The sequence below is a fragment of the Streptomyces sp. CA-249302 genome, from assembly GCF_050936785.1.
In the GTDB taxonomy this organism is placed as follows: domain Bacteria; phylum Actinomycetota; class Actinomycetes; order Streptomycetales; family Streptomycetaceae; genus Streptomyces.
The window spans coordinates 10,064,549-10,088,722 of the sequence record NZ_JBNJMG010000001.1; the positions used below are offsets into that span (position 1 = coordinate 10,064,549).

Here is a 24,174-nt window from a genome sequence, read left to right on the forward strand (position 1 = left end):
CCATTTCAGAAAGGGTTTTGAGAAGGAAGCCCCGACGAGAGGACTTCCGACGCCCATGCCTACCAGTCGCGCGCGGCTTCGAGCAGATGGTCTCGTACGAGCGCCACGTGCGGGTTGGCGGAGGCGCCGGGGCGTTGGACCAGGAACCCTGTGTTGATCGGCGGGTCGTCCGGTTCGTGCAGCAGGACCAGCGCGCGCGAGGCCAGCTCGTCCGCGCACAGGTAGCGGGGGAGCACCGTGAAGCCCGTACCGCCGAGGACCGCCGCCTTGACCGCGTTCAGGTCGGGCATCGTGACCGCCGCCTGCCGGACCAGGCGCCTGCCGAAGACGTGCCGCCAGTAGCGGCGGACGATCGGCAGGTCCTCGGCGTAGGCGACCAGCGGGACGCCGTGCAGGGCTGCGGGACCGTCGGCCGTGATGCGCGCCGGGCCGCCGATGCGCTCGGCCCAGGTGGGGGACGCGACCAGCACGAACTCCTCGTCCGAGAGGGGTACGGCGGTCAGGGCGCGGCCTCGCGGGCGGAAGGTCGCGATGACGAGGTCGTGGTGGCCCGCACGCAGGTCCTCCAGGAGCGGCTCGGTCAGGCCGGGCGTGATGCGCAGCCGTACGCCGCGATCCACGAGGGGTGCCAGAGCGGGCAGGACCTGGCGGGTCAGCAGCTCGTTGGGGCCGGCCAGGTGCACCGGCTCCGGCGGACGGTCGTCGGTGGTTCCGCCCGTGAGCAGGGCGAGGGAGTCGAGGGGCTGCACGATCCGGGCGGCGAGCTCGTCGGCGTGGGGCGCGGGGGAGACACCGCGGGCCTGCCGCTCGAACAGCTCCCGGCCCAGCTGCCGCTCCAGCGCGCGGACCTGAGTGGTGACCGTGGGCTGCGACAGCCCCAGCAGCCGGGCCGCGGCCGTGAACGAGCCGGTGCGGTACACGGCGAGGAAGGTCCGCAGCAGGTTCAGGTCCAGCGCGGCGGCACCGCCGACCTGGGCGCCCACCTCCCGGGCATTGGTTTCCCTATTCCTCATATGGAGGAGCCTATTGGATTCCTATGAGTGGGCGGGGATACCGTCGAGGGCGTCACTTCCCGACGATCCGCCTGCGAGAGAGACTCATGTCGAAGATCCTGTTCGTGATGACCGGCGCCGATTACTGGACCCTGGCCGACGGCACCAAGCACCCCACCGGCTTCTGGGCCGAGGAGGCCGTCTCCCCCTACGAGGCGTTCAAGGCCGCCGGTCACGAGATCGTCGTCGCCACCCCGGGCGGCGTCGTCCCGACCGTCGACAAGGGCAGCCTCGCCGCCGAGGCCAACGGCGGGCAGGAGAACGCCGACCGGATCGCGGGGGTGCTCGCCGCCGCGACCGAACTCCAGCACCCGATCCGGCTGGAGGACGTGCACCTGGACGACTACGCCGCCGTCTTCTACCCCGGCGGCCACGGCCCCATGGAGGACCTGGCCGTCGACACCGACTCCGGGGAGCTGCTCACCCTCGCCCTCGACTCCGGCAAGCCGCTCGGGGTCGTCTGCCACGCCCCGGCCGCGCTGCTCGCCGCCACCCGGGCCGACGGCACCAACAGCTTCGCCGGCCGGCGGGTCGCCGCCTTCACCAACGTCGAGGAGACCCTGGCCGGTCTCGCGGACAAGGCCAAGTGGCTGCTCCAGGACCGGCTGACCGAGGCCGGCGTGCGGGTCCAGGTGGGCGAGCCGTTCGCTCCCAAGGTCGTCGTCGACGACAACCTCGTCACCGGCCAGAACCCGGCCTCCTCGGCGCCGCTCGCCGCGGAACTGCTGAAGAAGATCGCCTGATCCACCGTCAATTGTCGCTCCTGCAAGGGGAGTCGCCAGGCTCGCAGGCGGATGATCAGCCCTCGGGTGGCGGCTCCCCGAACCCGGGCGCAAGCACCCGCAGCGCCTCGTCCAGGAAACCGGCCAGGTCGGAGCCGTCCTGGCGCAGCCACTGCTCGTAGGCGGCCACGGCGGCTCCCAGGCAGGCGTGGCCGATCACCTGCGGCAGCAGGGCGTCCGCGGCCTGGCCCAGCCGTCGGGCCGCGAACTCGGCGACGACGGCACGCCATTCGGCGTACATGAGGGTCGAGTGCGCCTGGAGCGTGGGCACTTCGAGGATCAGCCGCATGCGCAGCCGGTGCCAGGGGATCTGGGCGGCGTCCAGCCGGTTGAAGTCGACGATCGCCTCGCGCAGCGCGTCCATCATCGGTGTCTCCGGCGGGTGGCCGTCGAGTACCTCCCGCATCCGCCGCAGTTCGCCCGTGAAGTCGCCCCACACGGCGTCGTTCTTCGACCTGTAGTAGCGGAAGAAGGTGCGGCGGCCGATCCCGGCGGCGGCCGCGATGTCCTCCACGGTCACCTCGTCGAACCCGCGCTCGGCGAACAGCCGCAGGGCGTGCCGCTCCAGCTCGGAGCGGGACGTGGACGGCCGTCGGCCGACGCGGGAGGGCGGCTCGGTGGAGGGTGGGTCCGAGGACTTCAGCACGCACTCTTCCTTTCGGCACCGGGTGCCATTATGGTCCCCCTGGTACAGAACTTGCATATCTCGCGGTGAGAGGGAGCTTCTCATGACTGTTGACGTGCAGACCGAAGAGCGTACGGCCGAGCAGGAACCCACCGAGCAGGAACTGGTGGAGGAGGACCTGCTCGTCGAGGAGGTCTCCATCGACGGCATGTGCGGCGTGTACTGAGCCGGCCGTCCGATGCCGACCTTCGACATGGCCGGACCGTGGACCCTGCACCCGCAGGTCGCGGTCCGCCCGGAACCCTTCGGGGCCCTGCTCTACCACTTCGGCACCCGCCGCCTGTCGTTCCTCAAGGACCTCCGGCTGCTGGCCGCGGTCCGGCTCCTGACCGACGAACCCAGCGCCGCGGACGCCTGCCGCACCGCGGGCATCCACGACCACGAACTGGCCCGCTACCGGGCCGCGTTGGCGACGCTGGCGACGTCCCACATGATCGTGCAGCGCACGCCCCCTTCGCCGACAGAGGCCTCATGACATCCTCCGCACCCCCGCGCCCGGCCCGGCTGGTGGACCACTTCCAGTACGGCCTCGACGCACCGATCTGCCTGACCTGGGAACTGACCTACGCCTGCAACCTGTCCTGCGTCCACTGCCTCTCCAGCTCCGGCCGCCGCGACCCGCACGAGCTGAGCACCGAAGAGTGCAAGGCCGTCATCGACGAGCTCGAACGGATGCAGGTCTTCTACGTCAACATCGGCGGCGGCGAACCCACCGTCCGCCCCGACTTCTGGGAACTCGTCGACTACGCCACCGCCCGCCGCGTCGGCGTGAAGTTCTCCACCAACGGCATCCGCATCACCCCCGAGGCGGCCCGCCGACTCGCAGCCTCCGACTACGTCGACGTACAGCTGTCCCTGGACGGTGCCACGGCCGAGGTCAACGACGCGGTGCGCGGCAAGGGTTCGTACGACACCGCCCTGCGCGCCATGACCAACCTCCGGGTGGCCGGCTTCCGCGGCTTCAAGATCTCGGTCGTCGCCACCCGCCACAACATCGGCCAGCTCGACGAGTTCAAGGCCCTCGCGGACCGCTACGACGCCCAGCTCCGCCTCACCCGGCTGCGCCCGTCCGGCCGCGGCGCCGACGTCTGGGACGAACTCCACCCGACCGCGGCACAGCAACGGCAGCTCTACGACTGGCTGTTGGCGCACGGCGAGAACGTCCTCACCGGCGACTCCTTCTTCCACCTCGCCGCCTTCGGCGGCGCGCTGCCCGGCCTGAACCTGTGCGGCGCCGGACGGGTGGTGTGCCTGATCGACCCGGTCGGGGACGTCTACGCCTGCCCGTTCGCCATCCACGACACCTTCAAGGCCGGCAACGTCCGCGACGACGGCGGCTTCACCCGGGTGTGGCGGGAGTCCGAACTCTTCACCGACCTGCGCCGCCCGCAGACCGGCGGCGCGTGCACCAGCTGTTCGGCGTACGACTCCTGCCGCGGCGGCTGCATGGCGGCGAAGTTCTTCACCGGGCTGCCCCTCGACGGCCCCGACCCGGAGTGCGTACAGGGTTACGGCGAAACGGCGTTGGCGGATCCGGCACGCACCGTCCCCGCCCAGGGCCAGGACCACTCGCACCGCGGCCGTAAGCCCGTGTTCGTCTCGATCGGCGGGCGCCCGGAAGAGTCCCGCACCCCGCCCGTCTCCGCGTGCGAGGAACACCCGCTGGCCGGATTCCGGCCCGCCGAACTCCCGTAACCCCTTGTGAGAGGCACCCATGGGCCACCGCTGGTTCGAGACCGTCGCACACGCCCAGCAGCGGGCCAAGCGACGGCTCCCCAAGTCCGTCTACAGCGCCCTGCTCGCCGGGTCCGAGGCGGGCGTGTCCTACCGGGACAACACCGCCGCGTTCCAGGAGTTGGGCTTCGCGCCGCATGTGGCCGACCTCGCCGCCGAGCGGGTCACGGCGACGACGGTGATGGGCCAGGAGATCGCGCTGCCCGTGGTGATCTCCCCGACCGGTGTCCAAGCCGTGCATCCCGAGGGCGAGTCGGCGGTCGCGCGGGCCGCCGCCGCGCGAGGCACGGCGATGGGGCTCAGCTCCTTCGCGAGCAAGCCGGTCGAGGAGGTCGTGGCGGCGAATCCGAAGACCTTCTTCCAGATGTACTGGATGGGCTCCAAGGACTCGATGCTCCGCTCGATGGAGCGCGCCCGTGCCGCCGGGGCGGTCGGCCTGATCGTCACCCTCGACTGGTCCTTCTCGCACGGGCGTGACTGGGGCAGCCCCTGGATCCCGGAGCGCCTCGACCTCAAGGCGATGGCCAAGCTCGCCCCACAGGGCCTGTCCCGGCCCGGCTGGCTCCTCGACTACGTCCGCTCCGGCAGCCTCCCCGACCTGACCACCCCCAACCTGTCCGACGAGAACGGGGTCGCCCCCGGCTTCTTCGGCGCGTACGGGCAGTGGATGGGAACCCCGCCGGCCAGTTGGGACGACGTGCGCTGGATGCGCGACGAATGGCAGGGTCCCTTCCTCGTCAAGGGCATCTCGCGGGTCGACGACGCCCGCCGGGCCGTCGACATCGGCGCCACCGCGCTCTCGGTCTCCAACCACGGCGGCAACAACCTCGACACCACGCCCGCGCCCATCCGTCTGCTGCCCGCGGTGGCGGACGCGGTCGGTGAGCAGATCGAGGTACTGCTCGACGGCGGTGTCCGACGGGGCAGTGACGTCGTCAAGGCCCTGGCGCTGGGCGCCCGGGCGGTCCTCATCGGCCGCGCCTATCTGTGGGGGCTCGCGGCCGGGGGCCAGGCGGGTGTCGAGAACGTCCTCGACGTCCTGGCCGGCGGCATCGACTCGGCCCTGCGCGGCCTCGGCCGCGGCTCCGTCCACGACCTCACCCCGGATGACGTGCTCGTCCCGCAGGGCTTCACCCGCAGCGTCCCGGAGCGGACGTGACGGCCGAGCTGGCGAGGCTCGCCTGGACCGACGTACCGGACCGGCCCCTCGTCCTGGTGCCGCTCGGGTCCTTCGAACAGCACGGGCCGCACCTGCCGTTGGACACGGACACGCGGATCGCGGACGCCGTCGCGCACGCGGTGGCGAAGCGGCTGCCGGGAGAGGTGGTCCTGGCGCCGCCCGTCGGGTACGCGGCCAGCGGCGAGCACCAGGGCTTCCCGGGCACGATCTCCATCGGCAACGAGGCGCTCCGGTTCGTGCTCGTGGAACTCGTGCGCTCGCTCACCCTCTGGTCCGGGCGGGTCGTGTTCCTCAACGGGCATGGCGGGAACGCCAGTTGTCTGGCCGGTGCGATCCGTCTGCTGGCGGGCGAGGGGCGGGACGTCGCGAACGTGCCGTGCTTTCCCCCGGACGGCGACGCGCACGCCGGACACACCGAGACCTCCCTGATGCTCCATCTCGCCCCGGAACTGGTCCACATGGACCGAGCCTGGCGCGGAAACACGGCGCCGATACGGGAGTTGATGCCCACCCTCCTCGCCGGAGGCGTCGCCGCCGCGTCCGCCTCCGGAGTCCTCGGCGACCCGACGACCGCGACGGCCGAGGAAGGGGCGCGCCTCTTCGACGCGCTGGTCACCGACGTGGCCGCCCGCCTCCAGACCGAGGGGGTGCGACGGTGACCGGGCGCGACGCCTACGGCTCCGTCGTCGAACTCGGGCCCCAGGTAAGGCAGTACGACGGCGGACGCGTCCTCGTCGGCGGCTCCCCGCCCCGACTCGTCCGCCTCGCGGCAGCCGCCGGGCCCTTGCTGAAGAACCGCCGCATCCGACTCGACTCCCGCCCGGCCGCCCGCCTCGCGGACCGACTCGTCGCGCTCGGCATGGCCCACCCTGTCGCGGCCGAACTCCCGCCCGTGGATGTTGAATTGACGACCGTTGTCGTCCCGGTCCGTGACCGGGCCCTGGAGTTGGACCGGCTGCTCACCGGTGTCGGCGGCCTGACACCGGTCATCGTCGTCGACGACGGCTCACGCGCCCCGCTCGCCGTGGCCCGCGTCGCCGCCCGCCACGGCGCCCGGCTCATCGCCCTCGACGAGAACCGCGGCCCGGCGGCGGCCCGCAACGCAGGCCTGCGCCAGGTCCGTACGCCCTATGTCGCCTTCGCCGACTCGGACGTCGTCCTCACGCCAGAATCCCTGCGCACCCTCCTCCGCCACTTCAACGACCCTCAACTGGCCGTCGTCGCTCCCCGCGTGCTGGGCCTCGACACCCAGGCCCCCGGCTGGCTGTCGCGCTACGAAGCCGCCCGCTCCTCCCTCGACCTCGGCCCGCAGCCCGCCCTCGTCCACCCCCGCTCACGGGTTTCGTGGATCCCCAGCGCCTGCCTGGTCGCCCGGGTCGACGCGCTCGGCAAGGGATTCGACGAACGCCTGCGGGTCGGCGAGGACGTCGACCTGGTCTGGCGACTGACCGCCGAGGGGCGACGTATCCGCTACGACCCCGCGGTCACCGTCCGGCACGACCACCGGACCCGCTTCACCAAGTGGGTTGCGCGCAAGGCCTATTACGGCAGCGGGGCCCACGCGCTGGCGCAGCGCCACGGTGCCGCGATCGCTCCGGCCACGCTCACGCCCTGGGCCGCCACCGTCGCGGGCGCCCTGCTCGCGCAACGTGCCTGGTCCGTACCGGTCGCCGGTGCGGTGGCGGCGACGGTGACCCGTGGCTACGCCCGTGACATCACCGCGGGCACCGATGATCCACGGCGGCTCGCGGCCTCCCTCACGGGGCTGGGCATCGCGGCCACCGCGGAGCAGACGGCGGCACTGCTGCTGCGGCACTGGTGGCCCTTGGCTGCTGCCGGGTGCGTGGTGTCCCGTCGGGTGCGGCGCGCGACCGTGTTGGCGGCGGTCGTGGACGGTCTCCTCGAACACCGGCGCTGCGCACCGGAGTTGGACCCGGTGCGCTTCGTCCTGGCGCGGCGCGTGGATGACCTCGCCTATGGGGCCGGGCTGTGGGCCGGGGCGGTTCGGGGGCGGTCGGCTCGCTGTCTGCTGCCGGAGATCCGCGGGCGGCGGGAACGGTGAGCGTCCGCCGGTGGCTGCGGGTGCTGGGCGAGGTGACTCGTCCGACGGTCCCGGTCCCTGATGCCGGGTGCCCTCTCCTCGACTGGGCCGAGTCCGGTGCCATGGCCCTCACCGGTCACGGGAACGGGCCGCCCGTGCTCTCGCCCGGCTCGATGTGGCCCTTGCTGCGGGAGACGGGAGCCGCCCTCACCTGGCTGAGCGGCCGGACCGGCCGTCCCGTCCACACCGACCCGGCGCTCCTGCTCACCGGCCGAGCGGGCGCAAGGAATCTCACCCGTCAGGGCCGTACATCGGCGGGCGGCGCGACCAGGCTGCTGCACGCCTCCGACGGCTGGTGCGCCCTGACCCTGAGCCGCCCCGAGGACCTCGAACTCGTCCCCGCCATCCTGGGCCGCGCCGAGGTCACCGACCCCTGGCAGGCGCTCACCACAGCCGTCAGCGGCACACGGGCACGTGAATTCGCCGCGCACGTACGGCAGTTCGGGCTGCCGGTCGCCGCCCTCCCACCCGAACCCCCTGCCGTCGACGCCCCCTGGCGGGTCACCCGCATCGCCCCGCCCGAGCCCGCCCTGCGACTCGACGGCGCCCTCGTCGTGGACCTCTCCTCGCTCTGGGCCGGACCCCTGTGCGCCCAGCTGCTGGGCCGGGCCGGCGCCCGGATCGTGAAGGTGGAGAGCACCCGGCGCCCCGACGGCGCACGGTCCGGGAGCCGCAGCTTCTACGACTGGCTCCATGCCGGACACGAGAGCGTCGCCGTCGACTTCACCACGGCCGAGGGGCGGGCCGCTCTCGCCGAGTTGGTGCGTGCCGCGGACGTGGTGATCGAGGCCTCCCGGCCGCGCGCGCTGGCCCAGTTGGGGTCGGCGCCGGAGGAGCTTCGGCACCGTGCGGGCAAGGTGTGGGTGAGCATCACGGGGTACGGGCGCCGCCATCCCGACCGGGTCGCCTTCGGCGATGACGCGGCCGTCGCGGGCGGGCTGGTGGGCTGGTCCGACGGGGAGCCGGTGTTCTGCGCCGACGCGGTGGGCGATCCGCTGACGGGAGTTGTCGCCGCGCTCGGGGTGATGGGGGCGGTGGCGGTGGGGGGCGGGATGTTGATCGACGTGGCGATGCGGGATGTGGCGGGGGCGTTTGCGGGGGCGGGGGCGGTGGAGCACGGGCCGCATCCGGTGAGCGAGGGGGCGGTGGAATGTGCCGCGCTCGGGCGGACTGTGCCGATACGCCCGCCGCGCGTACCGGCCCCCACGGGTCGAGCACCCACGATGGGCGCCGACACAGCCCGTGTGCTGGCGGAAACGCCCGTCAACCAAGATCCCCGTACACGACCCGCCCCCCGATGAACGTCCCCCGCACCTGACCGGCATCAGGCGCCCGCAACACCTCGCCCAGTGGCCGGTCCAGCAGGACCAGGTCCGCCGACGCGCCCTCCACGATCCGGCGCGCCGGACCGCCGGGGTCGTGCAGGGGGCAGAGCAGTCCGCGCAGAACCGTCTCCGCGGGCACCCGCTCCTCGGGACCCAGCACCCGCCCCGACGGCGTCGTCCGCTCCGTCGCCGCCCGCAGACAGGCCCACGGATCCGGATCCCCGTATGGTGCGTCGCTGCTCGGCGCCACCCGGATGCCCGCCCGCAGGAGCCCGCCGTACCGCCACAGATCCCGTCGGTCCTCGGGCTCGACGCGGGCCCAGTAGTCGTCGCCGCGCCGGATGACGAGCGTCGGCTGGGTGACGACCCGGACGCCCCGTGCCGCCAGTTCCTTCGCCGCGGCCGGATCGGCGACGGCACAGTGTTCCACGCGGTCGCCCTCGACCACGCCCGCCGTCTCCAGCGCGGCCAGCGTCAGCGCCAGGGCCGTGCGGGTCACGCAGTGCACGGCCACGGCACGGCCGTCGGCGTGCGCGTGGCGGATCCGCTCGGTGAGGTCGTCGAGGTCGGGGAGGGCGTGATCGGCGACGACCAGCTTCACCGGGCCGACGGTCAGGCGAGGGTGGGTGGAGGCGGCGGCATCCGCGGCCATCACCATGACGTGCTGGGGCAGCTCGTCCCGCCGTACCGCATCGGCGACCACCTCGCCCGCGCCGGCGTCCGGCGTCGCGTCCGCGACATGCGTGACCCCCCAGGCGGCCAGCCGCGCCCCCACCGCCCGCAGCGACGGCGGCCGCCCCCCGATCGCCGAGCGCAGCCACGCATCCGCCCGCCACAACCGTCCCGTCGGCCGGCCACCGGCATCCCGCTCGACGCCCTCGTGGTCCCCGAGCCGCGCCAGCCCCGCGGAGTTCACCACCCACAGCGCCCCGGACCGATGCTGCACCCGCACCGGCACCCCGCCGCCGAACCCGTCCAGCACATCCCGGTCCAGCTCACCGTGGACCACGTCGTCGTACCCGACCGCACGCACCCACCCGTCCTCGGCCGCCCGAGCCTCCGAGAACACCGGCGCCAGACCCTCCCGTGCGACACCCGCCAGATCGACCGAGGTCTCGGCCGCCGCCATCGCCGCGAGGTGCAGATGATGATCGGCCAGCCCCGGCAGCAGCGCGCCACCACCACCTCGTACGAGGAACTCGTCGGCCAGTGACGGGAGTCGAGGCCCGATCTCCGTCACCAACCCCGCTCGGATCCGGACGTCGATCAGCCCCTCCGCCGGGTAGCGCTCGACGCCGCGCAGGAGCAGGTGGCCGTCACCGTTCATGGTCGTCTATCTCGTCGATGAGCCCCCATCGGAGGGCCGTACCCGCATCGAGCCGCGCCCCGCTCAGCACCATCCACGCCGTCCGCCACCGGCCGATCCGCCGCGGCACGCTCACCGTGCCGCCCGCGCCCGGCACCAGCCCCATGGCCACCTCGGGCAGCAGGAAGAAGGTGTCGGGGGCGGCGACCACCCGGCCGGCGAACGCGGCCATCTCGATGCCCGCGCCGACCGCCGCGCCCCGCACCCGGACCGTCACCCGTTCCCGGAGCCGGTCGATCAAGCGCCACGGCGCCCGGTCCAGGCGAACCAGGTACGCGGCCACGAGATCCCGCGCGCTGCCGAACTCGGCGAGGTCGCCCCCACTGCTGAACACCGGCCCGGCACCGGTGAGTTCGACCTCGTCGATCGTCGCGTCGAGAGCGGCCAGTTCAAGGGCCTCGTACAACTCCTCGCGCATCCGGAAGCTGAACGCGTTCCGGCGGTCGGGGCGGTCGAGGAGGATCGACAGCCGACCGCCGTTCCGTTCGAGGCGGACGAAGGGTCCCCCGGCGGTGGCGGGCATCGTCGTCCGGCCGTCCAGCCAGGCCGCGAACTCGGTTCCGCCCAGGAGCATCGAGTACGCCGACGCCTCGGCCGCCAGTCCCTGGAGAGTGCCGAGGGACGGGGTCTGGCGCAGGAGCTGGCCCAGGGCGAGGCTTGCCTGCGGGTTTCGCTCGACGGCCTGGGTCAGGGTCGCGTACGCCTTCTCCGGGTCTTCCGCCGGCACCAACGCCCGGTCGTCCGGCGCCACTTGAGGACCCGCCAGCGTCAGCGTGAGCGCGTCCAGCAGGGGGCGCAGCCGCTCGGGCGGCTGCTGTGTCGCCAGCCCGATCGTGAGGGACAGGGAGTCGCGTACCTGCTCGGCGGCGGTGGCCGGGTCGGGGCCCTGCCAGTCGTCGAGTACCAGGCAGCGCACCGGGGCGTGCGGACGCCCGTCAGGGGAGAGCCGCAGCCCTTCGTCGACGCCCGTTCCGTTCATCCATCAAGGGTAATCGATTCCTCTCAGCGGTATTCTCCCTACCGGTATTGGCATTCTCATTTTCCGCAAGTACCGTATCCGGCGATGAATGACTTCGCCCAGACCTCGTCCGGCATCCCGCTCAAGCCGGTCTACGGACCGGCCGACCGGGCTGCCGAGCCGCCCGAACCGGGCGTGTTCCCGTTCACGCGCGGCAACTACGCCTCCGGCTACCGCGGGCGCCTGTGGACGTTGCGGCAGTACTCGGGCTTCGGCACCGCCGAGGAGTCGAACCGGCGCTACCGCTATCTGCTGGAGCAGGGCGGCACCGGCCTCTCGGTGGCGCTCGACCTGCCCACCCAGTGCGGTTACGACTCCGACGATCCGGAGGTGAGCGAGGAGGTCGGGCGGGTCGGTGTCGCCGTCGACACCCTCGCCGACGCCGAGGTGCTCTTCGAGGGCATCCCGCTGGACCGGATCAGTACCAGCTTCACCATCAACGGGACCGCGGCGATCCTGCTCGCCTTCTACGTGGCCGCGGCCGAGCGCAGGGGCGTGCCCCGGGCTAAGCTCACCGGCACCATCCAGAACGACATCCTCAAGGAGTACGCCTCCCGCGGGACCTGGATCTGGCCGCCCGAGCCGTCCCTGCGGCTGATCGCGGACACGATCGAGTTCTGCGCGGCCGAGGTGCCGAAGTTCAACGCGATCTCCGTCGCCGGGGCGCACTTCCGGGACGCGGGCGCCAACGCCGTGCAGGAGATGGCGTTCACGCTCGCCGACGGGGTGACGTACGTCGACACGGTGCTGGAACGCGGCCGGATGACGATCGATCAGTTCGCCCCGCAGGTCTCCTTCTTCTTCTACACGCACGGCGACTTCTTCGAGGAGGTCGCCAAGTACCGTGCCGGGCGCAGGCGTTGGGCGACCATCGTGCGGGAGCGGTACGGCGCCTCGTCCGACAAGGCCGCCATGTTCCGCTTCGGGTGCGTCGCCGGCGGGGCCTCGCTGTACGCCCCGCAGGCCCGCAACAACACCGTCCGGGTCGCCTACGAGGCGCTGGCCTCGGTGCTCGGCGGCGTCCAGTCGATGTTCACGGCCGCCTGGGACGAGCCCTTCGCGCTGCCCAGCGAGGAGTCGGCGACACTGGCTCTGCGCACCCAGCAGATCCTCGCCCACGAGACCGGGGTCGCCCGCGTGGCCGACCCGCTCGGTGGCTCGTACTTCGTGGAGGCACTGACCGACGCCACCGAGGAGCGGATCGTCGAGATCATGGCCGACCTGGAGGCGCACGGGGGCATGGTCCGGGCGATCGAGGACGGCTATCTGCAGGGGCTCATCGCCGACGAGGCCTACCGGGTGCACCAGGACGTCGAGGCGGGCACGAGGCCGGTCGTCGGGGTCAACCGGTACGTCGACGAGAACGAGCCGGCCCCCGACGTAGCCACCTACGAGCTCGACGCCAAGGGGCGCGAGACCCAGCTCGAGCGGCTCGCCCGGGTCAAGGCCGAACGCGATCCGGCCGCCGTGCGCGACTGTCTCGCCGCCCTGTCGCGCGCCGCCGAGGGCAGCGACAACCTGATGGGCCCCCTCGTCGACTGCGCCAACGCCTACTGCACGGTCGGCGAGATGGTGGGCGCGCTCAAGGACGTGTGGGGCGAGTTCCAGCAACCGGTGGTGTTCTGATGGGGACGACGGTGGTGTTCTGATGGGGACCAGGATCCTGATCGCCAAGCCCGGGCTCGACGGGCACGACCGGGGCGCCAAGATCGTGGCGCGGGCGCTGCGCGACGCCGGCTTCGAGGTCGTCTTCACCGGCATCCGGCAACGGGTCGAGGACATCGTGGCGACCGCCGTCCAGGAGGACGTGGCGGTGGTCGGCCTGAGCATGCTGTCCGGCGCGCATCTCGCGCTGACCGCCCGGACCGTCGAGGGCCTGCGGGCCGCCGACGCCGGTGACATCACGGTCGTCGTCGGCGGCACCATCCCCCCGGCGGACGTACCCCGGCTGAAGGCCGCGGGCGCCGCGGGCGTGTTCCCCACCGGCACCCCCTTGGAGGTCCTCGTCGCCGAGGTGCGCGCGCTGACGACCACCCCCGCCTCACCCTGACCCTCCGCACGCGCGGAGCCTTCGAAACCCCGGACCCTGGAGGGAACGTGCGGATCGGCGTCATGATCGGCCCCGAGCGGGGCGACTCCACCCGCAAGGTCTCGCGGATGATCGCGGACGTGGAGTGGGCCGAGTCGGCGGGCATGGACACCGCCTGGATTCCCCAGATACCCACGGACTTCGACGCGTTGACGGCCGTCGCGCTGATGGGCGCGCGGACCTCGCGGATCGAGCTGGGCACCGCGGTCGTACCGCTCCAGGCCCAGCACCCGATCGCCCTCGCCCGCCAGGCCCTGTCCGCGCAGGCCGCGGCCGGCGGGCGGCTGGCGCTGGGCGTCGGGCCCTCGCACCACTGGATCATCCAGGACATGCTCGGCCTGCCCTACGAGCGCCCGGCCGGCCTCACCCGCGACTACCTCGACATCCTGGACGCGGCCCGCAACGGCCCCGGTCCCATCGACGTCGAGAACCGCACCTACACCGTGCACAACCCCCTCGACATCGCCCCGATCGCCCCGCTGCCCATCCTGCTCGCCGCCCTCGGGCCGGTGATGCTCCAGCTGGCGGGGGAGCGGGCCGACGGGACCGTGCTGTGGATGGCCGACGAACGGGCCGTCTCCGAACATGTCGTCCCCCGCATCACCAAGGCCGCCGAGTCGGCCGGGCGGCCCGCCCCGCGCATCGTCGCCGGTATCCCGGTCTGCCTGTGCCGGCCCGCCGAGGTCGACGCGGCCCGCGAACGCGCAAACCGCATCCTCGGCGAGGCCGAGATCTCGCCCAACTACCAGCGGCTGCTGGACTACGGCGACGCCCGGGACATCGGCGACCTGTGCGCGGCGGGCGACGAGGCGGCCATCGCGGCCCGCTTCAAGAGGTTCGCGGAGGCCGGGGTGACCGACCTGTCCGTACGGCTGCTGCCCATCGGCGAGGGCCGCGACGAACTCGTCGCCTCCAAGCGCCGCACCCGCGAGATGATCTCCCACCTCGCCGCGGAGTTCAGGTGACCGCGGGACCCCTCGCGGGCCTGCGCATCCTGGAGGTCGGCCACATCCTCGCGGGCCCGTTCGCCACCATGCTCCTGGCCGACCTCGGCGCCGAGGTCACCAAGGTCGAACCACCGGGCGGCGACCTCTCCCGCCAGGTGGGCGACGCCTACTTCGCCAGCATCAACCGCAACAAGCGCAGCATCTGCCTGGACCTCGGCAGCGAGGAAGGGCGGGCAGAACTGGGGGAGTTGGCCGCCGACGCGCACGCGCTGCTGGTCAACCTCAAACCCTCGGTGATACGGCGGCTCGGGCTGACGTACGACAGTCTGCGCCGCTTCAACGAGCGGATCGTGTGCGTCGCCGTCACCGGTTACGGACTGGACGGCGGTGACGACCCGGCCTTCGACTACGTCATCCAGGCCGCCACCGGCGTCGCCGCGCTGACCGGCGATCCCGCCGGGCCGCCGACGCTGCCCGGATACTCGTCCGTCGACAACTCGGCGGCCCTGACAGCCGCGTTGGGCCTGCTCGCCCAGATCGTGTCCGGCAACGGCGGTCAAGTCGACGTCGCGCTGCGGGACGTGATGCTCGCCCAGCTCAACTACCGGGCCTCCGCCTACCTCAACGACGGGGTCGAGCCACGCCGTATGCCGGGCGGCGCGCACTCCTACTACGTGCCGGCCCAGCTCTTCCCCACGGCGGAAGGGCACTTGGCGCTGTTCGTCACGCACGACGGCTTCTGGAAGACCTTCGCCGGCGAGGCCCGGATCGACGGCTTCCCGACCATGGCCGAGCGCGCCGCTCGACGCGACGAGGTGCTGGACGCCGTCACGCGGGCCCTTGCCGCGGACACGGCCCGCGGCTGGGAGGCGCGGCTGCGCCCCCTCGGCGTCCCGGCGGCGGCCGTCCGCACGCTGCCCGAAGCCCTGGACGCCACACCGGAGATGGTCGTGCGGGCCGGTGACTTCAGGCTGGTCGCGGGCCCGCTCCGGATCGCCGGATACGAGCCCGAGTACCGGCCGCCGCCCCGCCTCGGGGAGCACGGCTCACTCGTAGTGGACGGTGACTGACCCCTCGTCCGGGACGCCCTGGCAGGTGAGGACGTAGCCTTCGGCCACCTCCTCCTCGGTCAGGGCGTCGTTCACGCGCATGGTCGCGCTGCCCTCGGTCAACTTGGCCATGCAGCTGGCGCAGTTGCCCGCCTCGCAGGAGAACGGCGGGGTGAGCCCGGCCCGGCGGGCGCTCTGCAGCAGGGTCTCGTTCGGGTGCTTGGGCACCGACACACGCTTGTTGCCCAGCAGGATCGTGACGGTGCCCGAGACCTCCGGGGGCTTGGTCCCGTTCACCACGGGCGCCGGCGCACCACCGCCGAACCGCTCGCTGAACACCCGTCCAGGACCGGGCAGCGCCGACTCCACGAGCTCCATGAAGGGCTCGGGCCCGCACACATAGGCGTCCCCGGCGGCGTCCGCTCCGACGAACTCCCGTATGGCCGCCGGGTCGAGGAACCCGCGCTCGGCGTCGTGATGCCGTACGACGGTCAGCCGTCCCGGATGGTGCGCGACCAGGTCCTCCAGCACCGAGCGGAAGATCGCCGCGTCCCGGTCCCGGTCGGCGCAGAGCAGCCGGACGTCGCGGTCGGTGGTGACCAGCGCGCTCTTGGCCAGGGAGAGGATCGGCGTGATGCCGCTGCCGCCGCTGAAGCCGAGCAGCGGCGAGTCGGCCGGGCGGAGGCAGAACAGGCCGCGCGGCTGGGTGAGTTCGAGTTCGTCGCCCTCCTCGACGTGATCGATCAGCCAGTTGGAGACCTTGCCGTCCGGGACGCGCTTGACCGTGGTCGTCAGTTCGGCGTCGGCCTCCGGGGCGCTCGACATCGAGTACGAGCGGAGCAGGTCCCGGCCGTCGACATGCACCCGGAAGACGCAGAACTGCCCCGCCTGATAGGTGAACGGGCCGTCGTGCGGGTCCAGCACGAACGTCCGGGCGTCGGCGGTCTCCTCGATGATCTTGACGACGGTCGCGCGCCGGAACAGGGCGGGGCTCGCCATGGACGCCCTCCTTCTCCCTCTGGTATCAAGGTTCTAACAAAGCGAGAATACTATTCTCGCTCAGTAGATGGGACCCTCTCAACAGGCGGGGGCAGGGATATGACCGAACGGGCCGCGCTGGTCTTCGAAGACCGGGAGTACGGCCGGACCGAGCTGACGGCACTCGCGGACGGGCTGGCCGGGACGCTGGCCCTGCGGGGCGTGCGGGCGGGGGAGCGGGTCGCGCTCATGTCGTCCAACCGGCCGGAGTTCGTGCTCGCGGTGCTGGCCGTCTGGCGGCTCGGCGCCGCCGTAGTACTGCTCAGTCCGGCATGGAAGCGGGGCGAGGTCGAGCACGCCCTGGAGATCACCGGGCCCGCGCATGCGATCGGCGACCACCCGGTGCTCGCCGGGCTCATGCCGATGCTGCACCTCGACGAACCGATCGAGCCGGGGCACGGCGACGAGGTTGCGTACGACCCGGAGGCCGACGCCGTCCTGGTGTTCAGCTCCGGCACCACCGGCATGCCCAAGGCGGTCCGGCACACGCACGGCTCGCTCGCCGCCGCCGTGATCCACTGGCGGGACGCCCTCGGGCTCACCTCCGCCGACCGCATCCAGATCGCCACCCCGCCCTCGCACATCCTCGGGCTGCTCAACATCGTGACGGCCCTGGAGGCCGGCGCCTGGCTGCGGCTGCACCGCCGCTTCGACCTCGACCGGCTGCTGCACCACATCGAACTCGACCGCATCACCGTCGAGATGGCCGTCGCCCCGATCGCGCTCGCCATCGCCTCCCACCCCAAGCTGGAGCGCTACGACCTCTCCTCGCTGCGCTACATCATGTGGGGCGCGACCCCGGTCACCCCGAGCATCGCCGAGACGGTGACCCGGCGGACCGGAGTGCCCTGGGTGCCGGCCTACGGCGCCAGCGAACTGCCCGTCATCGCCTGCAACCCGCTCGACGGAGCCCGCCTGGACTCACCCGGCCGGCCCGTGCCCGGGGTGAGCATGCGCGTCGTCTCGCTGGAGACCGGGGAGCCGGTCGGGCCGGGCGAGACGGGCGAGATCGAGGTGCGCTCGGCGTCCCTGATGGCCGGGTACCTGCCCGCCGAGGCCACCGCGGACGCCCTGCACGACGGCTGGTACCGCACCGGCGACGTCGGCAGCCTCGACGCGGACGGCTGGGTGCGGCTCACCGACCGCTCGAAGGAAATGATCAAGGTACGGGCCTTCCAGGTCGCCCCGGCCGAGGTGGAGGCCGTGCTGCACGGGCATCCCGCGGTCGCCGACTGCGCGGTGTTCGGCGTCCCCGACGGAGCGGACGGCGAGGCGGTCGTCGCGGCCGTCCAGCGGGCCGCCCCGGTCGAGGCCGACGAGCTGGCCGACCTGGTCGGCAACCGGCTGGCCTCCTACAAACGGCCCCGCCGCATCGAGTTCGTGACCGAGATCCCCCGCCTGCCCTCCGGAAAGGTCCTGAGGCGCGTCCTCAAGGAACAGATCCTCCGCGAACGGCTCACCGAGGAGCGCGATGGACGTACGTCTGACAGCTGAGCAGCGCCAACTCCGGGACGCGGCAGCCCGGTTGGCCGACGATCTGGGACCCGGCTCGGTCCTGGACCTGGACGACACCGACCGGATCGCGCGGCTGGAGAAGGCGGTCGGGGCGACCGGCTGGCGGGCGCTGCGGTCCGACGGCGCGTCCGGCGTCGAAGTGGCCCTGGTCGTCGAGGAGTTCGGGCGAGGACTGGTCGACGTACCACTGCTCGGACCCGTACTCGCCGACGACCTCGCCTGGGGCATCTCGGCGGCGACCGTGGCCGTGGACGGCGAAGCACGGGACGCGCGGGGCATGCGGCAGGCCGTCGAGATCGAGGACAACCGGGTGCTGTCCACGGAGATCGGCCCGCCCGCCGTCGGCGCCGACCTGACCCGCCACAGCGCCGAACTGCGCGGCACCCCGCAGGAGATAGGCACCCTCACCGACGAAACCGCCGACCGCTGGCGGGCGTTGGCCCTCGTCGCCACCTCCGCCGACCTCCTCGGCACCGCCCGCGGCGCCCACGCCCTCGCCTGCGACTACGCCAGGATCCGCGAACAGTACGGCCGTACGATCGGCTCCTACCAGGCCGTCGCCCACCTCCTCGCCGAAGGACTGGCCCTGATCGAGGGCTCGGTCAGCGTGCTGAGGCACGCCGCCTGGGCCGTCGACGAACTGCCGCCCGCCGAGGCGCTGCACGCCGCCCGCATCGCCAAGCTCTACTGCGCCCGCGCCTCCCGGACCGTCTGCGAGACCGCCGTCCAGGTGCACGGCGGCATCGGCAACACCTGGGAGTGCCTCGCCCACGTACACCTGCGCCGGGCCCTGACGTCCGCCGAGCTGTTCCCCGTGCGCCTGGAGGAGATCGACCGTGGACTTTCGTGACTCGCCCGAGGAGGCCGCCTTCCGCGACCGCCTGCGCACCTGGCTCACCGAACAGGCCGGCGCCTTCCCCACCACGGGCGACGAGTACTGGGCCCGCCAGGGCGAATGGCACCGCGCCCTGCACGCGGCCGGCTTCTTCGGCCTCTCCTGGCCCCAGGAGTACGGCGGCCACGACCTCCCGCCCGTCTACGACGTCATCCTCGATGAGGAACTCGCCCGCGCCGGAACCCCGGCCCGCCCCAGCCTCGGCTACCTCGTCCAGGGCCTCGGCCGGCACGGCAGCGAGGAACTGCGCCGACGCTTCCTGCCCGGCATGATCGACGGCACCGAGCGCTGGTGCCAGGGCTTCAGCGAACCCGGCGCCGGCTCCGACCTCGCCTCCCTCACCACCACCGCCACCCGCGACGGCGACACCTACACCGTCCGCGGCCACAAGATCTGGACCAGCTACTCCGACGTCGCCGACTGGTGCCTCCTCCTCGCCCGCACCGAACCGGACGCACCCCGCCACAAGGGCATCTCCGCGTTCATCGTCTCCATGGACCAACCGGGCATCGAACAGCGCCCGTTGAAGATGATGAGCGGGGTCACGAAGGAGTTCGGCCAGGTCCTCTTCGACGGTGCGACCGTCCCCGCGGACCAGATGGTGGGCGCACCCGGCGAAGGCTGGGCGCTGGCCATGACGGTCGTCGGCCACGAACGCGAACCCTCCACCCTCGGCTTCACCGCCCGCTACGGCAAGGTCGTCCGCGAACTCCTGGCCCGCACCGAAGGCCCCCCGCCCCCCGAACTCTCCTGGGCGGTCGTCGAGACGGAGATGCTCCGCCTGCACGTCCGCCGCCGCCTCTCCGAACAGCTCGACGGCGTCTCGCACGGCCCCGAGGGGTCCCTCGACAAGCTCCTCATGACCTGGACGGAACAGACCGTCGGCCACGCGGCCCTGGCCGTCGGCGGCACCGGCGACCCGGACCTCCTGCACACCTACCTCTACAGCCGCGCGCAGAGCGTCATGGGCGGCACCTCGCAGATCCAGAAGAACATCATCGCCTCGCGAATCCTCGGCCTGGGAGCCTGACATGACGGACGATCAGAACCTGTACGGCATGCCGGAGGAGATCGAGGTCCGCGCGGACGGCCCGCTGCGGATCATCACCCTCAACCGGCCCGCCGTCCACAACGCCGTCAACGACCCGCTGCACACCGGGCTCGCCCTGCTCTGGCCCCGGCTGGCCGCCGACCGGGAGGCCCGCGCGGCCGTACTGACCGGGGCGGGCAAGGCGTTCTCGGCCGGCGGCGACTTCGCCTACCTCGACGAGATCAGGCAGGACCCCGAGCTGCGCTCGAAGACCATCGCCGACGGGCGTGGGATCGTCCTCGGCATGGTCCGCTGCCGCGTCCCGGTGGTCGCCGCCGTCAACGGCCCCGCAGTGGGCCTCGGTTGCAGCCTGCTCGCCCTCAGCGACATGGTCTACATGGCCGAGACCGCCTACCTCGCCGACCCGCACGTACAGGTCGGCCTGGTCGCCGCCGACGGCGGCCCGCTCACCTGGCCGCTGCACACCAGCCTGCTGCTCGCCAAGGAGTACGCCCTCACCGGCGCCCGTATCCCGGCCGAGAAGGCCGTCGCCCTGGGGCTGGCCAACCATGTGGTGGCCGACCCGCTGGCCGAGGCGACGGCCTGCGCGAAACGGATCGCCGGACTGCCGAGGCAGGCGGCGGAGAGCACCAAACGCCTCCTGAACATGCACCTGGAACGCGCGGTGCTCGCCACCCTCGACTACGCCACGAGCGCCGAGGAGCAGTCCTTCCAGACCGACGACTTCCGCGACACCCTCGCCAGGCTCACCGAGAAGTGAGCTTCCACAGATGGTCGGCCGTGCCGTTGTCGTCCCACTGGAGGACCTGGGCGCCGGTCGACGTGCTCATGTTGTTCACGCCGAGCAGCAGGCCGCTGTTGTAGTTGGCGATCTTGTAGTAGCCGTCGCCGGACGGGATCAGCTGCCAGAGGTGGTCGGCGGTGCCGTTGTCGCCCCAGATCAGGGCGGTGCCGCCGTCACTGGTGCTCATGCCGTTGATGCCGAGGAGCAGACCGCTCGCCTGCTGCTGGATCTTGTAGAGGCCGCTTCCGGCGGAGACCAGGGTCCAGTTCTGGTCGGTGCCGGTGGTCGAGGTGGCCTGCACGACGGCGGTGCCCTGAGCGGTGCCCGCGCCGCTGGTGTCCAGCGCGAGACCGCTGTTCCTGTTGGTGATCTGGTAGCGGCCGGCGAGTGAGGTGGAGCTGCCGCTGGGTGTGACGGTCAGGTGGTAGCCGTCGGAGGCGTTCATGGTGACGGGCACGGTGATCGACCCGCCGCTGACCGTGTAGTCGGTGTCCGAGACGGTGACCGGCCCGGAGACGGCGGTCGTCCGGCCCTTCGACGGGGTGTACTCCAGCTTGACGTGCACGGTGCTGCCGAAGGCCGACAGCGAGGACAGCCCGTTCACGGTGACCGCGCAGGAGCCGGTGCACCCGCCCACGACGGCACTGATCTGGTTTCCGGCCGCGTTGCGCGCGGCGAAGCCGTCGATGCCGGTCTGCGCCGGAGGCGTGGTGACCAGCATGCTCCCGGACATGTCGCCGTACCACTTGTACAGCCAGTACGACCCGTTGGGCGATCCGCCGGTGTCGGTCAGGGTGTCGCCGAGGGTGCCGTAGTGGTTCCAGAAGGCGAGTTCGGCGTCGTGCACGCCCGCCCGCTCGAACTTGGCGACATAACTCGCCAGCGGCCCCGGCACGCCTACCTCGCTGGGGGTGGCGTACTCCTCGATGGCGATCGGGTGGGGACTGAGGCCGAGGCTCGACTCCAGGGCGCGGTAGTCGGCCACGTGCGCGGCGATGTCCGCGCTGGTCTGGAGCTCGTGCCAGGCGATGATGTCCGGCACGGCGCTGTTCGCGATGGCGTCCTGGAGGAACGTCTTCATCTTGCTGTTCGTGTACGTGGCGAAGCTGGGCCCCTGGATGGGGGTGGAGGTGTCCTTCGAGCGGACCTCCTTGTACGTCCGTGACCAGCCGGTGTCGAAGGCGCCCGCGTTGGTGGTGTCCCAGGTGCCCTCCGGCTCGTTCCACAGCTCGTACGCGGCGATGTTCGTCGCCCCCGACGACTTCACCGACGCGACCTGCTTGTCCACCGCCGACAGCCAGTCGCTCCAACTCACCCACTTGTAGGGGAAGTCCGGATACCAGTCGGGCATCCGTACGACCACCTTGGCGCCCGCCTTGGCCGCCTCCGGGGCCACGACGAGGGCGTCACCGCCGGGGGCGGGCTCACCGTTGGGCAGCTGGCTGCCGCCCGGCGCCATCTGCACGAAGGTGTTCGGCTTCAGCGGCTGGACCAGGCTGTCGGCCGGCACGCTCGCCGTGTCGAGGCCGTACAGGCTGCCCGTGGCGACATGCGTGACCGATCGCAGGATCTGGTTGGCGTTCACGACCAGGGTGGTGGAAGCGGTGGGGGCCGCCTGGGCGGGGGTCGCGGTCGTGGCGAGCGCGGCCACGGTCAGGGCGGCGGCGCCGAGGGCGGCGGTCAGGCGCGGCGGAACGGGGGGTCTTGTGCGGCTCATGACAAAGTTCTCCTCATGGAGGAAGGGGGGATGGGGATGCCGGTCCTTGCCCGGGTCAGTCCTTCACGGCGCCCGCGGTCACACCCGCGGCCACGTAGCGCTGTGCGAGGACCAGCAGGACGGCCGCGGGGACGGACGCGACGACGGCGGTGGCCATGATCGCGTTCCACTCCTGGTTGTTGTTGCCGATGTACTTGTAGATGCCGAGGGTGATCGGCCGCAGATCGCCGCCTCCGTCGAGGGTGTTGGCGAAGACGAAGTCGGACCAGGCCCACAGGAAGCTGAAGAGCGAGACGGTGACGAGCGCGTTCCGGCTGACCGGCAGCACGATCGACCAGAAGGTACGGAAGGTTCCGGCGCCGTCGATGCGGGAGGCGGCGATCAGCTCACCGGGGATGCCCGACATGAACGCCGTGAAGATCATGACGCCGAACGGCACGGCGATGGTGGAGTCCGCGATGATCAGTCCCCACCAGGAGTTGAGCAGGCCGAGGTCGAGGAAGATGCCGTAGAAGCCCATCGCCATCACGATCCCGGGGATCATCTGCGCGATGAGGAGGGCGAGTCCGAGCGCGCCGCCGCCGCGCGGGCGCAGCTTGGCCAGGGCGTAGCCGGCCGGGGCCGCGATCAGGAGGGTGAGGGCGACCGTGCCGAGGCCGATGAGCAGACTGGTGCCCAGGTAGGGGAGTTGGTCGTCGAGGACGGCCCGGTAGCCCTCGAAGGTGGGGTGCAGCGGGAGCAGGTCGGGCGGGTCCTTGCGCATGTCCTGCTGTGGGGTGAGGGACACGTTCAGCATCCAGTACACCGGGAACAGCATCAGCGCGGTGAGGACGAGGCCTGCCAGGGTGTAGCCGCGTGACTTCATGCCTCCTGCCTCCTCTGGACGCGGATGTACAGCAGCCCGAAGACGAGCGCGATGAGGATGAGGATGTTGCCGACCGCGGCCCCCGGCCCGAACTTCGGCAGCAGCGTGCCGAAGCCGAGCTGGTACGACCAGGTCGCCAGGGTCGACGAGGCGTCACCCGGACCGCCCTTGGTCATGATCCAGATCAGGTCGAACACCTTGAGCGTGTAGACCAGCCCGAGCAGCAGGGTGATCGCGGACACCGGCCGCAGCAGCGGAAAGGTGATGCGCCGGAACTGCTGCCAGCCACCGGCGCCGTCCAGCGCCGCCGCCTCGTACAGCTCACCCGGGATGTTCTGCAGCCCGCTGTAGAGGATGACCAGGTTGAACGGGATGCCGATCCAGATGTTCGCGACGATCACCGAGGTCAGCGCCCAGTCCGGCGAGGTGAGCCAGCCGACCGGGTCGACGCCGAAGAGGTGCAGGAAGTAATTGACCACCCCCGACTCGCTGTTGAACATCCAGGACCACGTGGACGCCGACACGATCAGCGGCAGCAGCCACGGGATCAGGAACAGCGCGCGCAGGGTGGGCGCGAGCCGGAAGTGCCGGTTGAAGAAGACCGCGAGGGCGAGCCCGATGACGTACTGGAAGGCGATCGACACGAAGGTGAAGACCATGGTGTGCCGCAGGGCCGGCCCGAAGGTCGGATCGTCGATGACTTTCCGGAAGTTGTCCCATCCGGAGAACGGCGCGTCCCCGGCGACGAACGACCGCACGGTGTAGTCGCGCAGGCTCAGGTCGAGGTTGCGGTAGAGCGGATAGAGGTAGAAGGCGCCGAGGTAGACGAGCAGGGGCGCCACGAAGGCAAGCGCGGTGAGCCGACGCCGCAAACGAACTCCCTGGTGTACAGCGCCCCGAAAGGGTCGCGGGGCTGCATCGAATTGCGGCTCCGCCGCGGGGCGCGACAAGCTCCCACCCACCCGCAGATTGACTGCCACC

Annotated in this window: 24 protein-coding genes; 16 read left to right on the forward strand and 8 right to left on the reverse strand. The window is 71.9% G+C overall.

All coding sequences use genetic code 11. The features are described 5' to 3' along the window. Nucleotides 1-59: 59 nt before the first annotated feature. Nucleotides 60-1,013, reverse strand: coding sequence for a LysR family transcriptional regulator (locus tag ACQEWB_RS45475; protein ID WP_432842058.1), 954 nt, complete (start codon nt 1,011-1,013; stop codon nt 60-62). 86 nt (nt 1,014-1,099) lie between these two features. On the opposite strand from ACQEWB_RS45475, the gene ACQEWB_RS45480 reads away from it, so the two are divergent. Then, nucleotides 1,100-1,795 (forward strand): type 1 glutamine amidotransferase domain-containing protein, encoded by a 696-nt coding sequence (locus ACQEWB_RS45480; protein WP_432842060.1) that lies wholly within the window; start codon nt 1,100-1,102, stop codon nt 1,793-1,795. Nucleotides 1,796-1,850: 55 nt separating this feature from the next. Here ACQEWB_RS45480 and mftR read toward each other — a convergent pair whose 3' ends face one another. After that, on the reverse strand, nt 1,851-2,480 hold the full coding sequence (gene mftR / locus ACQEWB_RS45485) for a mycofactocin system transcriptional regulator (protein WP_432842062.1): 630 nt from the start codon (nt 2,478-2,480) through the stop codon (nt 1,851-1,853). An 82-nt stretch (nt 2,481-2,562) separates the two neighbouring features. Here mftR and mftA point away from each other — a divergent pair, with 82 nt between their 5' ends. From mftA to ACQEWB_RS45520, 7 genes are read left to right on the forward strand one after another with little or no spacing between them, the layout of a single operon-like run. Beyond that, entirely contained in the window at nt 2,563-2,685 is a 123-nt protein-coding gene (mftA, locus tag ACQEWB_RS45490; RefSeq protein ID WP_432842064.1) for a mycofactocin precursor MftA, read from the forward strand. A gap of 12 nt (nt 2,686-2,697) precedes the next feature. Further along, nucleotides 2,698-2,994, forward strand: coding sequence for a mycofactocin biosynthesis chaperone MftB (gene mftB / locus ACQEWB_RS45495; protein ID WP_432842066.1), 297 nt, complete (start codon nt 2,698-2,700; stop codon nt 2,992-2,994). Continuing rightward, nucleotides 2,991-4,214, forward strand: coding sequence for a mycofactocin radical SAM maturase (gene mftC / locus ACQEWB_RS45500; RefSeq protein ID WP_432842068.1), 1,224 nt, complete (start codon nt 2,991-2,993; stop codon nt 4,212-4,214). The genes mftB and mftC overlap by 4 nt, the downstream gene beginning before the upstream one ends. Nucleotides 4,215-4,233: 19 nt before the next feature. Further along, nucleotides 4,234-5,412 (forward strand): pre-mycofactocin synthase MftD, encoded by a 1,179-nt coding sequence (mftD, locus tag ACQEWB_RS45505; RefSeq protein WP_432842070.1) that lies wholly within the window; start codon nt 4,234-4,236, stop codon nt 5,410-5,412. Continuing rightward, entirely contained in the window at nt 5,409-6,092 is a 684-nt protein-coding gene (gene mftE, locus ACQEWB_RS45510; RefSeq protein WP_432842072.1) for a mycofactocin biosynthesis peptidyl-dipeptidase MftE, read from the forward strand. Before mftD ends, mftE begins: the two co-directional genes overlap by 4 nt. Beyond that, the gene (mftF, locus tag ACQEWB_RS45515) at nt 6,089-7,495 is read left to right on the forward strand and encodes a mycofactocin biosynthesis glycosyltransferase MftF (protein WP_432842074.1); all 1,407 of its coding nucleotides are present in this window, start codon (nt 6,089-6,091) and stop codon (nt 7,493-7,495) included. The genes mftE and mftF overlap by 4 nt, the downstream gene beginning before the upstream one ends. Beyond that, nucleotides 7,492-8,835, forward strand: coding sequence for a CoA transferase (locus tag ACQEWB_RS45520; RefSeq protein WP_432842076.1), 1,344 nt, complete (start codon nt 7,492-7,494; stop codon nt 8,833-8,835). The genes mftF and ACQEWB_RS45520 overlap by 4 nt, the downstream gene beginning before the upstream one ends. Here ACQEWB_RS45520 and ACQEWB_RS45525 read toward each other — a convergent pair. Both ACQEWB_RS45525 and ACQEWB_RS45530 read right to left on the reverse strand, forming a co-directional pair. Then, nucleotides 8,798-10,186 carry an amidohydrolase family protein gene (locus tag ACQEWB_RS45525; RefSeq protein WP_432842078.1) on the reverse strand — a complete coding sequence of 463 codons (1,389 nt, stop codon included), beginning with the start codon at nt 10,184-10,186 and terminating at the stop codon, nt 8,798-8,800. The genes ACQEWB_RS45520 and ACQEWB_RS45525 overlap by 38 nt on opposite strands. Next, entirely contained in the window at nt 10,176-11,204 is a 1,029-nt protein-coding gene (locus ACQEWB_RS45530) for an enoyl-CoA hydratase/isomerase family protein (RefSeq protein WP_432842080.1), read from the reverse strand. Before ACQEWB_RS45530 ends, ACQEWB_RS45525 begins: the two co-directional genes overlap by 11 nt. Nucleotides 11,205-11,288: 84 nt before the next feature. Here ACQEWB_RS45530 and ACQEWB_RS45535 point away from each other — a divergent pair, with 84 nt between their 5' ends. From ACQEWB_RS45535 to ACQEWB_RS45550, 4 genes are read left to right on the forward strand one after another with little or no spacing between them, the layout of a single operon-like run. Next, entirely contained in the window at nt 11,289-12,869 is a 1,581-nt protein-coding gene (locus tag ACQEWB_RS45535) for a methylmalonyl-CoA mutase family protein (protein ID WP_432842082.1), read from the forward strand. 22 nt (nt 12,870-12,891) lie between these two features. Then, the gene (locus ACQEWB_RS45540) at nt 12,892-13,293 is read left to right on the forward strand and encodes a cobalamin B12-binding domain-containing protein (protein WP_432842084.1); all 402 of its coding nucleotides are present in this window, start codon (nt 12,892-12,894) and stop codon (nt 13,291-13,293) included. A 47-nt stretch (nt 13,294-13,340) separates the two neighbouring features. Further along, nucleotides 13,341-14,297, forward strand: coding sequence for a TIGR03564 family F420-dependent LLM class oxidoreductase (locus ACQEWB_RS45545; protein WP_432842086.1), 957 nt, complete (start codon nt 13,341-13,343; stop codon nt 14,295-14,297). Next, entirely contained in the window at nt 14,294-15,349 is a 1,056-nt protein-coding gene (locus tag ACQEWB_RS45550) for a CaiB/BaiF CoA transferase family protein (RefSeq protein WP_432842088.1), read from the forward strand. The genes ACQEWB_RS45545 and ACQEWB_RS45550 overlap by 4 nt, the downstream gene beginning before the upstream one ends. Here ACQEWB_RS45550 and ACQEWB_RS45555 read toward each other — a convergent pair. Continuing rightward, nucleotides 15,326-16,327: a 2Fe-2S iron-sulfur cluster-binding protein gene (locus ACQEWB_RS45555; protein WP_432842090.1), complete on the reverse strand. Its 1,002-nt coding sequence runs from the start codon at nt 16,325-16,327 to the stop codon at nt 15,326-15,328. The genes ACQEWB_RS45550 and ACQEWB_RS45555 overlap by 24 nt on opposite strands. 99 nt (nt 16,328-16,426) lie before the next feature. On the opposite strand from ACQEWB_RS45555, the gene ACQEWB_RS45560 reads away from it, so the two are divergent. The 4 genes from ACQEWB_RS45560 to ACQEWB_RS45575 are packed head-to-tail and all read left to right on the forward strand — an operon-like array spanning nt 16,427 to nt 20,587. Beyond that, complete coding sequence (locus ACQEWB_RS45560; RefSeq protein ID WP_432842092.1) at nt 16,427-17,860, forward strand: class I adenylate-forming enzyme family protein; 1,434 nt, start codon at nt 16,427-16,429, stop codon at nt 17,858-17,860. Further along, complete coding sequence (locus ACQEWB_RS45565; RefSeq protein ID WP_432842094.1) at nt 17,838-18,731, forward strand: acyl-CoA dehydrogenase family protein; 894 nt, start codon at nt 17,838-17,840, stop codon at nt 18,729-18,731. The genes ACQEWB_RS45560 and ACQEWB_RS45565 overlap by 23 nt, the downstream gene beginning before the upstream one ends. Next, nucleotides 18,718-19,806 (forward strand): acyl-CoA dehydrogenase family protein, encoded by a 1,089-nt coding sequence (locus ACQEWB_RS45570; RefSeq protein ID WP_432842096.1) that lies wholly within the window; start codon nt 18,718-18,720, stop codon nt 19,804-19,806. The genes ACQEWB_RS45565 and ACQEWB_RS45570 overlap by 14 nt, the downstream gene beginning before the upstream one ends. Nucleotide 19,807: 1 nt before the next feature. Further along, a complete protein-coding gene (locus ACQEWB_RS45575) occupies nt 19,808-20,587 on the forward strand; it encodes an enoyl-CoA hydratase/isomerase family protein (protein ID WP_432842098.1) in 780 nt (259 codons plus the stop codon). Here ACQEWB_RS45575 and ACQEWB_RS45580 read toward each other — a convergent pair. From ACQEWB_RS45580 to ACQEWB_RS45590, 3 genes are read right to left on the reverse strand one after another with little or no spacing between them, the layout of a single operon-like run. Next, entirely contained in the window at nt 20,574-22,328 is a 1,755-nt protein-coding gene (locus ACQEWB_RS45580) for an RICIN domain-containing protein (protein ID WP_432842100.1), read from the reverse strand. The genes ACQEWB_RS45575 and ACQEWB_RS45580 overlap by 14 nt on opposite strands. Before the next feature lie 55 nt (nt 22,329-22,383). Beyond that, on the reverse strand, nt 22,384-23,193 hold the full coding sequence (locus ACQEWB_RS45585; RefSeq protein WP_432842102.1) for a carbohydrate ABC transporter permease: 810 nt from the start codon (nt 23,191-23,193) through the stop codon (nt 22,384-22,386). Next, the gene (locus tag ACQEWB_RS45590; protein WP_432844349.1) at nt 23,190-24,161 is read right to left on the reverse strand and encodes a carbohydrate ABC transporter permease; all 972 of its coding nucleotides are present in this window, start codon (nt 24,159-24,161) and stop codon (nt 23,190-23,192) included. Before ACQEWB_RS45590 ends, ACQEWB_RS45585 begins: the two co-directional genes overlap by 4 nt. Between the last annotated feature and the right edge of the window lie 13 nt (nt 24,162-24,174).